We start from the raw sequence: 15,302 nt of genomic DNA, 5'->3' as shown, positions 1-15,302 counted from the left end.
CCATCCTTATTCAATGTGCATCCGAAAATGAAAGGGTGGTCTTTGATTTGACTTTAACTAAATTATCTCCGAGAAAAATAGATTGGATACACTTTTTAGATACATTTAAACAAATTTTTTCTCCTGAGCACTTAAATGAAAATGCTGTACAACATGGTTTTAAAACAAAAAATAGAAAAATTAATCTGGAAGATTTTGTTGCTCTGCATGCCCTTTACAATGAGGAGACAGGAGTGAAATCATTAAGTCAACTATGTGCGAATTTATATGATTTCAAAAATGTGAATGTTACAGAAAAAGCATTGAATCAACATGTTAATCAACGAGCAGTGGATTTTTGAAAACAATTTTCAATTCTATTTGGCTATGGGGACAGCTTCTTTATTGTTAACGTATCCTAAATATGGCGATAAAAAGGGGTATGCCCAAAAAAGTGCTCAGCGAAATTTCAAAAATACAATGCATACAAAATGGTAAGGCGAAGCAACCCGAAAAAGAGACTCCCCTCTTCTGATTCGTTACTATTAAATTGACTGTCATAAACCTTTTTTAGAAAATGAAATTGTCAGCAAAATGTGGTTTCTTATCTGTTTTATTTGTATAAACGCATGCTTAGGATAACGTTACCGTTTTACAGATTGTCGAAGTTGACGGCTTTAGAATATGAAAGTACCTTTTTAACATAATTTTGGGGTTCTTCAAGCGGTGGAACCTCCCCGTATTTTTTTACTATATCCGGTCCGGCATTATAGGCGGCAATGGCTAGTTTCCAGTCTTCAAATTCAGTATATAATTCTTGCAAATAGCGGGCTGCTCCGTAGATCGCTTCGATTGCATTACAAGGGTTAATTCCTAATAAATTGGCTGTTTCAATTTGAAACTGCATCAATCCTATGCCTCCGGTTTTGGAAACTAGATTTGGATTTCCGTTACTCTCGGCTACCATGATGCTATAGAGGATATTGTTAGGAAGGTTATGTTCTTTAGCAGCCTGGAAAATAGGCTTAATCCACTGTGTTGCTTGGGGATTCCCAAGAGTGCTTTTATTCTCTGATTGAACCAAAAACTGTGTTGTATCTATAATTTCCCTGATCTTTAACACTTGCTCAACAAAGATCTCATCATTTGCTAAACTGTTTAAATTTTTTAAGTCGCTAATTGTGACTCCGAATTTTTGTGAAATGCTCCATAGGGAGTCAGATGGGCTAACAATATACAATTGGTATCTTTCTTCAGTGAAGTTTTCATAATAATAGATTTCACCTTGTTCCCCCGAAGCACCAATATCCGGTTTTACTATTCCTTCTTTGCTCAATACGTTAATCATGAATTCAGCCCGGTGTCGATAGCTATGAATTTTGACAGTCAACTTACCTTGCTCCCCAATGTCCTTACAACTTGCAGGATGCTCTAAAAAATATTTTACTAACTTTACAGTTTCCTCTGGAGATGAAGAAACAACAAGGTCATGCCCCGGCTGGAATAGGTGTCTTACTCCCGGTGTATTCATCGTTAAGAGGAAACCTCCAGATGCAAGTATCTCATAAGTTCTTTGGGTAACTTGTGAGGGATAATTTTGTAAACCTAGAACGATATTAGCTGAACTATATACATAATTCGCTTCATTGTATGGTACATATCCATGAATCCAATCTTTTGGTATGTCCATACCAAGGAATGGATTCATTTTATCCCAATGTCTACCCCAAAAGTCAATACGTATATTTTCAGCAAGGAGGGGACGTATTAAAGTGTTTATCGCATGATGACGAAAATGCTGAGGATATTTTTCTAATACATCAGGGTAAGCATTAGCTACCACTGCAATTGAAGCTCGATATTGAGGGATGGCATCTACCGGGAAGTGGACGCTGGAGTGGTGACCAAAATCCATATATGCTGCTTTAATCCCTTGTTGTTTGTAATAGTCAACTGTTGTAGAAGATATAGTAAATACAAAGCTAGGTTGTATTTTATTAATAAGAGGAAGGGACCAGGTAGTAGTAAATTGAGGGTCTTCTACAGCCCAATAAACAAGAGGAACTCTAGCTTCATGTAAATATTTTCTTATCCATTTCAGCTTTTCTTCTGTATGCTCAACGCCCCAGCCTATTGTAATGACAAAATCAGGCTGAAAGCTTTCTATCATATGAGGAATGTTTTTTTGAGTTAATGGACCTGATATCATGACTTTATGTCCTGCATCAACAAAGCCTTTTGGAAGACCAACTGTCCAAATTTGACTGCTTTCCAAAAATAAAATGCGCATTCTTATTCTCCTTTAAAAGTTTTCCATATATATATTATGCTTTTGGAAAAATATAGTACATGATAGGTACACAAAATAATTTAAAATGTGTTCATCCGTGGGGAAATCTGGAACGTGAACCAAAACTAATCATATGATAATAGGAAGATCTATTGAATAGGAGAATAGGAAATGTACATGAATTTAGAAAGCCAATATGCTGGTTTTTGTAATAGGATTATAGAGATGAAGAAAAAGTTTGATAGCGAGCCTATGGATGCCAACTTCGTTTCAGGCGAGATGATAATCCCCGCTTATAATGGACTTAAAATAAATTTGGAAGGATCGCTAAATAACCTGATAAAAGATCGGAAATGGGATGAAACATTGCTTGTTTATGAGGAAATCACACCAAAGGTTCTCATTTCAAGTTTACCACCAGCACCTATTTTTTTCGGGAATCCTAACAAATCAATGGCTTCTATCATGGTGAATGTAGCATGGGGGAATGAGAATATCCCCATCTTGTTAGATATTATGGAGGAAGCTCAATGTAAATCTACCTTTTTTCTACAAGGTGAATGGACTCATAAATTTTCTGAGCTAGCAAGAAAGATTAAGAATGCTGGACATGAAATTGGAAGTCATGCCTATTCACATCCGGATATGAGAGGCCAGACACTAGAATATATTGAATGGGAATTGAAGAAGACCAATCAAGTAATCTATAAGGAACTTGGGGTAAGACCTAAGCTTTTCACTCCTCCATCCGGTGAGTTTGATGAGAGAGTAGTTAGAACGGCTGTCAAGGAAGGAATGTATACTGTTTTGAGTTCAATTGATACACAGGACTGGAAAATGCCGCCCCCGGAAGAAATGGTTCATCAAGTTAAAACCAACATAAAAAAGGGTTTCCTCATTCTTATTCATCCTACGGAATCTTCTGTAAAGGCATTGTCTGAAATGCTAAAGACGATAAAGAATAAAGGATTAAAAATTGTGACAGTAAGTGATCTCCTTTCACCACAAAGAGAGGTAATTGACCGTTATTCGGAAGTTTAATACTTTGCCTTCTTAACGTGGAGAAATCAAAGATATATTGTCATTTGAACAGAAAAAATTTAAATTCATACCTCAGAAGGGAGAGATGGTATGAAAGTAGAGAAGGGGACAATTTTCGTTGACGGCCAACCAGTGGAAACAGATTATTGGATCATAAATGGTAGTACCCTCGTTCCTGCACTATTTTTTAAACACACAGGTGTAGCTGTAGATTTTGATAATAAAAAATATGCCTCGTTTTTTTACACAAAAACGTTATTTCTGGGCTTATTTAACCTTCAATCAGACGGTTACTTTGTTATGAAAGGAACAAACAGTTTTCAGCAAGGACTCCTTTGTACTCCTTTAATGGTGATAGAGGAACAAGTGTGTGTTCCCTTATATGAAGTGGTTCAAAAGTTAGGAATGATAGTTTGGGAAAATCAGAAGATTTCAAGAGTTTACGTAATAACCAATACCTCTCCGACGTTGAAACCTATAATCTATCATAAGGGAGTAGGAGATGAGAAACAAGTAGCTCTATCGTTTGATGATGGTCCTGATGATGTATATACACCAAAGATTTTAGATGTTCTTTCTAGAAAGAACATACGAGCTACTTTCTTTGTTGTAGGAGAGCAAATAAAATTGTTTCCGGAAATGTTAAAACGTATTGTTGTGGAGGGGCATGCACTTGGAAATCATAGTTGGAGTCATCCGAAGTTTCCAGAACTTACCACATCTGAATTGAAAAATGAAATACAATGGACAGATGAAGAAATCACTTCAGTTACAGGGTATAAGGCTGAAATAGTACGACCTCCATTTGGGCTCTTTACAAATAGTGATTTGCACATCATTGACGATCTAGGTTTAAAGTTAGTCATGTGGTCGGTAGATACACTCGATTGGATGGGGTTACCAATGGAGCACATTATTTCGACCGTCATGAGAGAGGTATCATCAGGTTCAATTGTATTACAACATTCGCTTAATATACTACCGCTGGATGGAACGTTAGAAGCCCTTCCAGTGCTTATCGATAAGCTGGCTAGTCAAGGCTATAAGTTTGTGACCATTCCAGAGATGTTGGAGGATGCTACATCTTACTCCTAACGAACTAATTACTTCTTGAGGTGAGACATAAATGCGTATTTTATTTTTAGAAAGTCATCCAATGTGGGTTTACGGATTACCAAATGGGTTCCGTGATGCAGGCCATGTAGTGGAAGTTTCGGGCTCCCTTGATGACCAAAATTTAGATAAATTGATTTCTGACTTTCATCCCGATTTAATTATTACGATGGGCTGGGGACCAGAAAACTCATCCGTAAAAAAACAAAAAAAAATTCGTGCTAGTGTGGAAAAAGCTAATGTTCCTCATATTTACTGGGCGACCGAGGATCCTACGTCCACAGAAATTTTTTCGATGCCGTATATCGAAAGAGCTAGACCAGATTTTGTTTTCACCATTTGCAAAGACAGGATAGAGTATTACGAAAAACGGGGAATTCCTGCCGCACATTTAGATTTTGCATATCATGAGAGTGTTCATTTTCCTGTGGAAGCAGATGAGAATTTCCATGCATCTTTAGCAATTGTTGCAAATGCTTATCCCAAAAAGCTTAGCTATTTCCCCGATCACTATCGCCATGAATCCATGAAAAATTTAATCACACCATTACTGAAAGAAAACATTAGAATTGATTTTTATGGAAACTATTGGGATCAAATGGGGCCGATTCTAGGTGTGGATATTCCAAAGGATTGGATTCGAGGATACATTCATTATTCAAATGCTAACAAAGTGTATAGTTCAGCAGAAATAGTTTTAGGCCTGCAAAATCTTCCAACACAACTTACTCAGCGTACCTATGAAATTCTCGCATCAGGTAGTCTTCTATTAACAAATGACACCCCAGAAATAAAACGTCTATTTATCCCCGGAAAAGATTTGCTTACATCGAGTTCCCCTGAAGAAACTATCAACATTGTCAAGCAATATTTAGCAAACCCTGAAAAAGGTAGACAAATAAAGAAAAACGGAATCGATGCAGTTAAAAATCACTCCTATCAAAAGCGAGCCGAGTATATGATTGACATCTTAACTCGACAGGGCTTGTTCAAAGGAGAAAAGAGATCCTATCATTTAGTAAAGGAAAAAAGGGAAACCTTTCAGAAGGATGGATTTGAAGTTTATACCGTACGTAATGGTGATACGTTGTTTAGTATATCCAAGGAATTCGGTATCGGAATAGAAAGTCTCAAATTAGTCAATGGACTGACTTCTGATGCTATTGATGCAGGATTTTCATTGAAAGTAAAAAAACTGCTATCCCAGAAGAGCGAGGATTCCTCTATTTCCTCAAATCAGTTTAACTTGTATACGATCTGTCATGGAGAAACACTAGGAAGTATCTCCCAAAAGTTTGAGATTCCGGTTCGAAAATTAAAAGAGGATAATAACTTGAACTCAGACTTGATTTATGCAGGGCAATTGTTGAAGATAGACAGTCAAACAGCAATAGCAAAACCGGCTTCTTCGGTACTTATTTCGAAAGGTCTCGGTGATGAAAAAATGGTCTCACTCACATATGATGCAGGTGACAGTGCTGAGGAAACAGAAAAAATTTTAGATGTTTTAAAAAAACATGGTATCCAAACAACCATGTTTTTAACAGGCACCTGGGTTGAAAAATTTCCTGAATTGGCTAAACGGATCCTTGCAGATGGACATGAAATAGGTAATCATTCTTATAGTCATCCAGATCTAACCAAACTACCCATTCCTATGATTATTAGTGAGTTAGAAAAAACAAAAAAATGTTTCGAAACTATACTTGGGCAACAAGGGGCCTCCCTATTTCGACCTCCTTACGGATATTGGAATAAAGACGTTTTAGAAGCTGCCAGTAAAGCGGAATATCCTTACACAGTTTATTGGAGTTTAGACACAATAGACTGGAAAGAGCCGCCGGTTGAGATGATTGTCAGCCGAATTATGGAAAAGATTAAAGAACAGGATATTGTGTTATTTCATCTTAATGGAATTCCGACAGAAGAAGCATCTGATATTATTATTTCAAAATTAAAAAATCAGGGATACTCTCTTGTAAGAGTAAGTGATATGTTATCATAATTATTAAATAAAAAATTTCTAAGGCGTTTATTTATTCAATTTGGAGCCTATTATAAACTATAAGTTTAAGAGAAACTGGATTTAATTGAGTTCGTTGATGAAGTACCAAGGCAAAGAACATCTTATGTATTAAAAAAGTTGATTCATCACTACTTTTCACACAAAGTGGTGATGAATCAAAAAAATTAGCTAATAATAATATCTTCCTTTATCTCAGAATGATATACGGTTACGAAAATTATTATATGTCGGCATGAAATGTGCATCAGAACGTTTATATATTCATGCGCATAATTACAGTAATCCTTCTTTTAGTCAGGTACTTCGTGAAGGAAGCGCTCAATACCATTAAACAAATGTAAATAAAGAAGCTGTCCCCAAAAGGTTGTTGTTCAATGGTCTTTTAGGACAGCTTCTTTTTGTTACTGATTCTTTTTTCGTTTTTTATTATTTTGGCGCTGTGCTGGTGTAAGTGGCTCGTTTGAAAATTCCTCATTATAACCAGTTCCTTGCCCTTGCGCTGATGCTGCATTCATTCCTGGAATAACGTGATTGGCTTTCCGTTTACCCATATGTTTTCACCTCTACAATTAAATATTAAATGGATGGTAAGCTGTCCACGGTTTCATGAACAGGGAAGCAAAGCTCCTGAAAAGAAAGCTTTGCTTTATGATAATAGTATTCATAAGAGGAACCAAGACTATTCAAATTTATTAAGATAAAGAAAACTTATGAATAACTATAAGTTTCTTATTATTTACTTATTTAAAAAGTTGTAATAAGATATTATCGTAAGGTATTGAAAAATTTGTCTACATTTTATATTCAGACAACTTCAGTCACGTTTAACAGGGGGGAACCATAATGGTAAAACATAATCCATTTCAATCTCGTGCAACATTCGAACTAGATGGAAAGACGTATCATTATTATCAATTGAAAGCGCTTGAAAATGCAGGGGTTGGCAACGTATCAAAATTGCCTTATTCAATTAAAGTATTGCTTGAGTCTGTACTTCGTCAAGTTGACGGACGTGTGATCACAGAAGAGCATGTTGAAAATTTAGCGAAATGGGGAACAAAAAGTGTTCAAGACATCGATGTTCCATTCAAACCATCTCGCGTAATTTTACAAGATTTCACGGGCGTTCCAGCTGTCGTTGATTTGGCTTCGCTTCGAAAAGCAATGGCAGACATGGGTGGGGATCCAGATAAAATTAATCCTGAAATTACAGTAGACCTTGTTATTGACCACTCTGTACAGGTTGATAGAGCGGGTACACCAGACGCGCTTCAATTCAACATGGACTTAGAGTTTAAGCGTAATGAAGAACGTTATAAATTTTTAAGCTGGGCACAAAAATCATTTGATAACTACCGTGCAGTGCCACCAGCAACAGGTATCGTTCACCAAGTAAACCTTGAGTATTTAGCACCTGTTGTTCATGCAGTGAAAAATGCTGAAGGTGAACTTGTTGCATATCCAGATTCATTAGTCGGAACTGATTCTCATACAACAATGATTAACGGAATCGGCGTTCTTGGATGGGGCGTTGGCGGTATTGAGGCGGAAGCAGGTATGCTTGGACAGCCATCATACTTCCCAGTTCCAGAAGTAATCGGTGTTAAATTAACGGGCACACTTCCAAGTGGTACAACAGCAACAGACGTTGCATTAAAAGTTACACAAGTATTACGTCAAAAAGGCGTAGTTGGAAAATTTGTTGAATTCTTCGGTGACGGCTTACAAAGCATGCCATTAGCTGACCGGGCAACAATTTCAAACATGGCACCAGAGTACGGTGCAACTTGTGGATTTTTCCCAATCGATGATATTTCATTAGAGTACTTACGTTTAACAGGAAGAAGCGAAGAACAAATTCGCATCGTTGAAGAATATTGTAAAGCAAACGGCTTATTCTATACAGTTGACAGCAAAGATCCAATTTATACAGATCTTGTTGAAATCGACTTAAATACAATTGAATCTAACCTTTCAGGACCAAAGCGTCCACAAGACTTAATTCCTCTTTCTAACATGAAAGATGAGTTCCATAAAGCAGTTGTGGCACCAGTTGGAACGCAAGGACTTGGGTTCAATGAACAAGAATTCGATAAAGAAGTGAAAGTTGCATTAAAAGATCAGGAAGTAACGATGAAAACAGGTGCAATTGCAATCGCAGCAATTACAAGCTGTACAAACACATCTAACCCATACGTGTTAATTGGTGCAGGCTTAGTTGCGAAAAAAGCAATTGAAAAAGGACTTAAAGTACCTGATTATGTAAAAACATCATTAGCACCGGGATCTAAAGTTGTTACAGAATATCTAGATAAATCTGGATTAACAACTTACTTAGATCAATTAGGTTTCCAAACAGTTGGTTACGGCTGTACAACTTGTATCGGTAACTCTGGTCCATTAGCACCAGAATTAGAAGAAGCAATTGCAGCAAATGATTTATTAGTAACATCTGTTCTTTCTGGTAACCGTAACTTTGAAGGACGTATTCACCCACTTGTAAAAGCAAACTATTTAGCATCACCACCACTTGTTGTGGCGTATGCACTTGCTGGTACAGTTGATATCGACCTGAAAAATGATGCAATTGGTAAAGATACAAATGGTAACCCAATTTACTTTAACGATATTTGGCCAACAGCGAAAGAAATCGAAGACGTGGTGCAAAGTGTTGTAACGTCTGAGTTATTCAAGAAAGAATATGCACAAGTATTTAACAGTAATGAACGTTGGAATGAGATCCAAACTTCAAATGAAGCTTTATATACTTGGGATAACGATTCAACTTATATTCAAAACCCACCGTTCTTTGAAGGCTTATCAAAAGAACCAGGTGAAGTGGAAACATTATCAGGCTTACGTATCGTTGGTAAATTTGGCGACTCTGTAACAACAGACCATATTTCACCAGCAGGTTCAATTGGTAAACATACACCAGCAGGCCGTTATTTATTAGAAAATGGCGTACAGCCGGTTGACTTCAACTCTTACGGTTCTCGCCGTGGTAACCATGAAGTGATGATGCGTGGTACATTTGCAAACATTCGTATCAAAAACCAAATCGCACCTGGCACAGAAGGTGGATTCACAACATACTGGCCAACAGGCGACGTGATGTCAATCTATGATGCAGCGATGAAATATAAACAAGATAATACAGGTCTTCTTGTTGTAGCTGGTAAAGACTACGGTATGGGAAGCTCTCGTGACTGGGCTGCGAAAGGTACAAACTTATTAGGTATTAAAGCAGTTATCGCAGAAAGCTTCGAGCGTATTCACCGTAGTAACCTTGTATTAATGGGTGTACTACCATTGCAATTTAAAGATGGCGAAAGTGCAGAAACATTAGGTCTTGTTGGTAACGAATCATTTGAAATTCAAGTTGATAAAACAGTAAAACCACGTGATCTTGTAAAAGTAGTTGCAGTTGATCCAGAAGGAAACGCGAAACAATTCGAAGTAGTAGCACGCTTCGATAGTGAAGTTGAAATTGACTACTATCGTCACGGTGGTATTTTACAAATGGTTCTTCGTGAGAAAATTGAAGAGTCTAAGGTGTCTAACTAATTAAATATAAATAAAAGAGTGCTCGCACAGGGTGCTCTTTTATTTTGCGAACTAGTTACCGAAAAGGAAAGGGATGAAACCACATGGTTTCATCCCTTTCCTTTTCTTATATAAAGTTTCACTTTATCATTCAGCTTTATTTAGTTGATATTCATAAGTGGAACCATCTTCAGGATTAAATTCTTTCACCTGCGTAATTTTATTTGTATTTGGGTCATATTTAAAAATTTTGATAACATTCTCATTTTCTACTCGTACCGCAAATATATTTTCACCAATTTGTGTCATATTGTTGGTTTGTAAATTAACCGGAGAAGAATCATGATTTGAAGAAATTTCAACAACCTTTCCTCCACCAGAAAATAATGTAATGATAATAAAGATAACCAAGCATATACGCATATAGCGTAGTTCTTTAGCGATTGGATGTTCTCCAATAGCAATCACAACCTTTCATCACATATTTATCCCGTAGTAACACCTTATCTATTTATTTTGTTTAAACGAATTTGGCAAGAAATTTTGATTACAAAGAGTACGATGATATACAGAAAAGTAAGAACAAAAATTGTGCTAAAAATAGGGTGATGTTGAAAAACATATATCAATCTATCAATATAATAAATTTGATTTGTATCTGTAATTGTTTTTGGTGAAAAGACGAGAGAGTTTTTCCAATCTTCTTCTCCATAGATCATCGCTCCCATAGAATTTGTGACAAGCAAAGTGTATAGAAAAATGGGAAGAAGTATCATGAGCTGTAAACTGAATAGCCCGGTTTTATTTTTTCGCCAATATAAGGTGCGAACAATAATAATTCCAATCAGATAGACAATTGACAATACAAAAATTGTAGTAAAAGGCGGATTGTACTTAAAGGCATACAGCAATTTATCAATTTCATAAATTTGATTAGCGTTGTCGGCTGTTTTAGGAGTGAAGACGAGATGATTTTTCCAGTCCTCTGAAATGCTTAAATAGCTGGCAGTCCAACTTGTAATAAACAATGAGAAAAATAAAATGGGAAGAATGATGATATATTGCAGCCAGTGTATAACGGTTTTACTCAAAGGAATGAATCCTCCTTCCAAATTGTGATTATTCCTATTATATGATAAAAAGGAAATATTTTCATGAATGTAAGAAATATTCTTTCTATTTTGAAGGGGAATATTTCCAAGGCTGTCCGTATAAGCTAAAATAAAGTATACAGTATAGATTTTTTAGGAATGACATATAAAACGACACAAAATATAAGGAATGATGTACATGTGGCGAAAACTTACGATTGTTGTTGTGTTACTTTGTTTAGCTGGTTACGCAGTATATGAAAAGTTCGGAAAAGAAGAGCAACAGGTGATAGACAAGCCTGTGCAAAGTGAAGAAGCAATGAAAGAAGTTATTGCAAAGAATGGAATAGAAGTAGGGAAGAGCGCGCCAGATTTTGAGTTATCAAAATTAGATGGTACAAAGGTAAAGCTTTCTGATTTAAAAGGGAAGAAAGTTATTTTGAATTTCTGGGCAACATGGTGCGGTCCGTGTCAGAAAGAGATGCCAGACATGGAAGCTTTTTATAAGAAGCATAAGGAAGATGTGGAAATATTAGCTGTGAATTATACCGTTTCTGAAGGTGCTAGTGGAGAGGAGAAGGTGAAAAAATTCACCGAAGAAAAGGGAATTACATTTCCTGTTTTACTCGATAAAGATATAACGGTTACGACGACGTATAAAGTAATTACAATCCCAACTTCATATTTTCTGGATACAAAAGGCGTGATTCAAGATAAATTTATTGGACCGATGACATTAAAAGAGATGGAAAAGCGGATTGCGAGAGTAAAGTAGCGTAGTTTTTCACACGTGAATAGATGTAGAAAAGACAGGGCTGGCAAGATGCCAGTTCTGTCTTTTCTTTTTTATCAAATAGCTTGTTCGTGATATGATGAAAGAAATTTATACGATAGTAAGAGGAGCGAATGATGTGGGACATTTACCAATGATAGGAGATTATGTTGTTATTGATTTTGAAACGACAGGATTTAACCCGTATAACGATCGAATCATTCAAGTGGCAGCGGTTCGATATCGGAATCATGAGCTTGCTGAGCAATTTGTTTCTTTTGTGAATCCAGAACGGTTTATTCCTAACCGAATTACAAGTTTAACGGGAATTACAAACTACCGTGTTTCGGATGCACCAACAATTCAGGATGTATTGCCGGCATTTTTAGCTTTTTTAGGAGAAGATACAATTGTTGCTCATAATGCATCGTTCGATATACGTTTTTTAAAGAATAATGCGAAGCAGCTGAGATTACCAGAACCTGATAATCACGTAATTGATACAGTGTTTTTAGCAAAGAAATATATGAAGCACGCACCGAATCATAAGCTAGAAACACTTAAACGAATGCTGGGTATTCATTTAAGTTCACATAATGCACTTGATGATTGTTTTACATGTGCAGCGGTGTATCAAAAATGTGCAGCAATACAAGAAGAGGGGCAAAAGAGAGTAGCAAAGGAAACGATTGAAGAAGAAGCAGTGTATGAAATGATAAAGGAAATGCTAGCGAAACATAATAAAGACGTAGAGTGGATTCGTTATACAAATGTTGGGAGTTATATGGATATAAAAGCTTTTTATCCGATTATAAGGTTGAAAGTAAAAGGAAGAAAGAAATATGTGTTAACAGCAAAGACAGAACAGGAAGTATTAGCGGCATACCCGGCCGTAATGTGTGAAACAGCTTTGAAAAGTGAAATAGGTGTAACGCGAATTATGATTAAATGTTTAGACGATATCGCTCGGTTAGAGGCTTATATTCTGGAGTCCTATGATGCGGTTATGCAGGCGTTGAATAATTATAAACAAAATGAAGCGAATGCAGAAGAAGAAATTGAAGAGTATTTAAATTTATCCCGCATTAACGGGTAGTAAGACCTCCACCTCAAGATTCAGAGAGAAACAAAGAAGATAGGTGGGGGATAACTGCCTGTAAATGCCCGATTGGTGAGGGCTAATAATCAGTGGGAGATGAAGAAAACTCCCACTGGTTAAAGTTTCACTTTATCCCGCACCGATGGATAGTAATGAATCTATATCAGTTGATTGCTTTTAAATTCCATCAGTAGCTGAAGACTTACTGATGGAATTGTTTATTATTAATAAAGGTTGCTTTAACAAAACATAAAATTTTCTCACAAATCTGATTAAAAAGTTTTTCGTTTGCTCATACTAACTGGTAAGAAAGAGAAGGAGAAAGGATGAGCAGCATGAGAAGAAATCGTCGGAAATCGTTTGAAGAGCTTGTGAAGGAAAATAAGCAGCAATTATTAAGCGATCGTGATGCAATTGAACGGATTGAAGAACGGATTGAAAAGCGTTATGAAATGCGTCTTTTTAAACAGGCTGAATAATTCTTACAACTAGTATGATACTAGTTGTAAGGAGGCGAGAGTTATGGGAAATCCGAAAAAGAATTCAAAAGATTTTGCACCAAACCAGATTGGCACACAGTCAAAAAAAGCCGGTGGAAATAAAGGGAAGCAAATGCAAGACCAAACGGGTAAACAACCAATTGTAGATAATGGCTAAAAAGAAGGAGAATGATTTCATTCTCCTTCTTTTTTACGTACATAATTTAGTTCATTTTATACAAACTAATGTAGTATGTATATTTCATATAGGAGGGAACAGCATGTCAGAACAATACAAAGCAAATCCAGATGACCGTAGTGATAATAAAGAAAAGTTACAAGAAATGGTGCAAAACACAATTGACAATTTTAATGAGGCAAAGGAAACAGCGGAGCTTTCTAATGAAAAAGATCGCGCGGCGATTGAAGCGAAAAATGAGCGTCGTTTAGAAAGTATTGAATCGTTGAAAAGTGAAATAAAAGACGAATCTGGATATGATGCGTAAAAAAGGCTGACAGTTGTCAGCCTTTTTTTGTAATGGAGAAGTTTTCTACAAGCAAACGCCAATTTTGCGGGAATGGAAGACCAATTTTCCAATAGCTAATACCACGGACACCTTGCTCTTTTATTAAATTAAATTTACTTTGAATGGAGCGGGCATCTTCAAACCATACTTCGTGTTGCACACCATTTTCATCATAATAATTAAAATGAGGTGCTTGTGCAGTGAAATCATAACGAATGGGAACATTGTATTTTCGGGCAAGGGCAACGGCTGCGACAGAGCTAATTGCTTTTGCTGGGGGATTTCCTTCTTTATATGGGAGTTTCCAGTCGAAACCGTATAAATTTTGGCCCATCATAATTTTTTGCGGCGACATTTGTGACTTTGCATATTGTAGTACTTGTTTGACAGGACCAATTGGGGAAATCGCCATCGGCGGTCCACCTTGCCAGCCCCAGTCATAGGTCATAATGACAACAAAGTCAACGATTTCTCCTTGTGCTCTGTAATCATGTGCTTCAAAAAATTTTCCTTTTTGTGTCGAACTTATTTTTGGAACGAGTGTTGTACTTAGTGTATAACCTTCAGGTAATCGTGTTTTTACAGTTCGTAAAAAGCGATTGTATGCTTCACGATCTTCTGGTGCGACGTTTTCAAAGTCGAAATGAATATCATGCATACCATATTTTTCCGCGGTCTGCAGAATGTTGGTAATAAATTTATGTTGAATGGTAGGACTTCGTAAAAAAATAGAGGCTAACTCTGTGCTGAAATTTCCATTTTCAATGTTTGTAATGACGAGCATTGGAATAGTTTGATCTTGAGCGGCGATTCCAGCGATTTTTGCAGTGTCTGTCGGTTCTTTCAATGTTCCATCTCGCTGTGGTTCAAAGCTAAAGTAGGCTAAATATGTTAAAAAAGGATTAATTGCCTTTGTAGAGTTGACTAAGCTTTCTTTAATTGGAATAGTAGAAGGTTGTAAATAGGCAATGGATTCTATCGTTTGTTTTGTTCCTTTTGGTACATATAGTTGTTGACCGACATGAAGGAGTGATTTTAATGATAAGTTGTTTACTTTTGCCAAGCTAGCAAAAGGAACGTTATATGTTTGAGAAATTCGATACAGACTATCACCCGGTTGAACGTAGTAATTGTTTCCTTTCGTATTCACGATTAACGCCTGACCGACAACGAGTGTTTCCGCTGGATTTAATCCATTATCCTTTACAATTATTTCAGGTGTTGTACCATACTTAGAGGCTAAGCTGTAGACGCTATCTCCGCTGCGAACAGTTATGATTTGAAGCATATACTCGCTCCTTTCAGTAAAAAGATCCATCGTTTCTATTTTATTTTTGAT

15 protein-coding genes and 1 pseudogene are annotated in these 15,302 nt (G+C 36.6%); 10 read left to right on the top strand and 6 right to left on the bottom strand.

The annotated features are described in order from the left end of the window. Positions 1-47: 47 nt before the first annotated feature. Positions 48-341 carry a hypothetical protein gene (locus tag QUF99_RS18790; RefSeq protein WP_289371908.1) on the top strand — a complete coding sequence of 98 codons (294 nt, stop codon included), beginning with the start codon at positions 48-50 and terminating at the stop codon, positions 339-341. Positions 342-631: 290 nt separating this feature from the next. Here QUF99_RS18790 and QUF99_RS18785 read toward each other — a convergent pair whose 3' ends face one another. Both QUF99_RS18785 and QUF99_RS18780 read right to left on the bottom strand, forming a co-directional pair. Beyond that, positions 632-1,102 (bottom strand): lytic transglycosylase domain-containing protein, encoded by a 471-nt coding sequence (locus tag QUF99_RS18785; RefSeq protein ID WP_289374705.1) that lies wholly within the window; start codon positions 1,100-1,102, stop codon positions 632-634. Then, positions 1,085-2,269: pseudogene (locus tag QUF99_RS18780) on the bottom strand (DUF3880 domain-containing protein); the annotation flags it as partial. The gene QUF99_RS18785 and the pseudogene QUF99_RS18780, both read right to left, overlap by 18 nt. A 171-nt stretch (positions 2,270-2,440) precedes the next feature. On the opposite strand from QUF99_RS18780, the gene QUF99_RS18775 reads away from it, so the two are divergent. The 3 genes from QUF99_RS18775 (at position 2,441) to QUF99_RS18765 (ending at position 6,428) form a co-directional block, all read left to right on the top strand. Beyond that, entirely contained in the window at positions 2,441-3,310 is an 870-nt protein-coding gene (locus QUF99_RS18775; protein WP_289371906.1) for a polysaccharide deacetylase family protein, read from the top strand. Positions 3,311-3,400: 90 nt separating this feature from the next. Then, positions 3,401-4,405: a polysaccharide deacetylase family protein gene (locus tag QUF99_RS18770; protein WP_289371904.1), complete on the top strand. Its 1,005-nt coding sequence runs from the start codon at positions 3,401-3,403 to the stop codon at positions 4,403-4,405. 31 nt (positions 4,406-4,436) lie between these two features. Continuing rightward, positions 4,437-6,428, top strand: coding sequence for a DUF3880 domain-containing protein (locus QUF99_RS18765; protein WP_289371902.1), 1,992 nt, complete (start codon positions 4,437-4,439; stop codon positions 6,426-6,428). Between the two features lie 422 nt (positions 6,429-6,850). On the opposite strand, the gene sspO is transcribed toward QUF99_RS18765, so the two are convergent. After that, entirely contained in the window at positions 6,851-7,000 is a 150-nt protein-coding gene (gene sspO, locus QUF99_RS18760) for a small acid-soluble spore protein O (protein WP_020063103.1), read from the bottom strand. A gap of 292 nt (positions 7,001-7,292) precedes the next feature. On the opposite strand from sspO, the gene acnA reads away from it, so the two are divergent. Next, positions 7,293-10,016 carry an aconitate hydratase AcnA gene (acnA, locus tag QUF99_RS18755; protein WP_289371897.1) on the top strand — a complete coding sequence of 908 codons (2,724 nt, stop codon included), beginning with the start codon at positions 7,293-7,295 and terminating at the stop codon, positions 10,014-10,016. 126 nt (positions 10,017-10,142) lie between these two features. On the opposite strand, the gene QUF99_RS18750 is transcribed toward acnA, so the two are convergent. Next, positions 10,143-10,454 carry a YmzC family protein gene (locus QUF99_RS18750; protein WP_289374703.1) on the bottom strand — a complete coding sequence of 104 codons (312 nt, stop codon included), beginning with the start codon at positions 10,452-10,454 and terminating at the stop codon, positions 10,143-10,145. Positions 10,455-10,498: 44 nt separating this feature from the next. Then, on the bottom strand, positions 10,499-11,086 hold the full coding sequence (locus tag QUF99_RS18745; protein WP_289371895.1) for a DUF4306 domain-containing protein: 588 nt from the start codon (positions 11,084-11,086) through the stop codon (positions 10,499-10,501). A 199-nt stretch (positions 11,087-11,285) separates the two neighbouring features. On the opposite strand from QUF99_RS18745, the gene QUF99_RS18740 reads away from it, so the two are divergent. The 5 genes from QUF99_RS18740 (at position 11,286) to tlp (ending at position 13,942) form a co-directional block, all read left to right on the top strand. Further along, positions 11,286-11,861, top strand: coding sequence for a TlpA family protein disulfide reductase (locus QUF99_RS18740; RefSeq protein WP_289371893.1), 576 nt, complete (start codon positions 11,286-11,288; stop codon positions 11,859-11,861). A gap of 151 nt (positions 11,862-12,012) precedes the next feature. Beyond that, positions 12,013-12,954, top strand: coding sequence for a 3'-5' exonuclease (locus QUF99_RS18735; RefSeq protein ID WP_483298639.1), 942 nt, complete (start codon positions 12,013-12,015; stop codon positions 12,952-12,954). 338 nt (positions 12,955-13,292) lie between these two features. Next, positions 13,293-13,436, top strand: coding sequence for an FbpB family small basic protein (locus tag QUF99_RS18730; protein ID WP_289371889.1), 144 nt, complete (start codon positions 13,293-13,295; stop codon positions 13,434-13,436). A 43-nt stretch (positions 13,437-13,479) separates the two neighbouring features. Next, positions 13,480-13,614 carry an acid-soluble spore protein SspN gene (gene sspN, locus QUF99_RS18725; RefSeq protein ID WP_000527988.1) on the top strand — a complete coding sequence of 45 codons (135 nt, stop codon included), beginning with the start codon at positions 13,480-13,482 and terminating at the stop codon, positions 13,612-13,614. 103 nt (positions 13,615-13,717) lie between these two features. Then, positions 13,718-13,942 carry a small acid-soluble spore protein Tlp gene (gene tlp, locus QUF99_RS18720; protein ID WP_289371887.1) on the top strand — a complete coding sequence of 75 codons (225 nt, stop codon included), beginning with the start codon at positions 13,718-13,720 and terminating at the stop codon, positions 13,940-13,942. Between the two features lie 16 nt (positions 13,943-13,958). On the opposite strand, the gene QUF99_RS18715 is transcribed toward tlp, so the two are convergent. Beyond that, on the bottom strand, positions 13,959-15,251 hold the full coding sequence (locus tag QUF99_RS18715; RefSeq protein WP_289371885.1) for a glycoside hydrolase family 18 protein: 1,293 nt from the start codon (positions 15,249-15,251) through the stop codon (positions 13,959-13,961). Between the last annotated feature and the right edge of the window lie 51 nt (positions 15,252-15,302).

Source organism: Bacillus sp. DX4.1, assembly GCF_030348195.1.
Lineage (GTDB): Bacteria > Bacillota > Bacilli > Bacillales > Bacillaceae_G > Bacillus_A.
The sequence above is the reverse complement of the archived record's forward strand: the minus strand, read 5'-3'. Positions and strand labels throughout refer to the sequence as shown.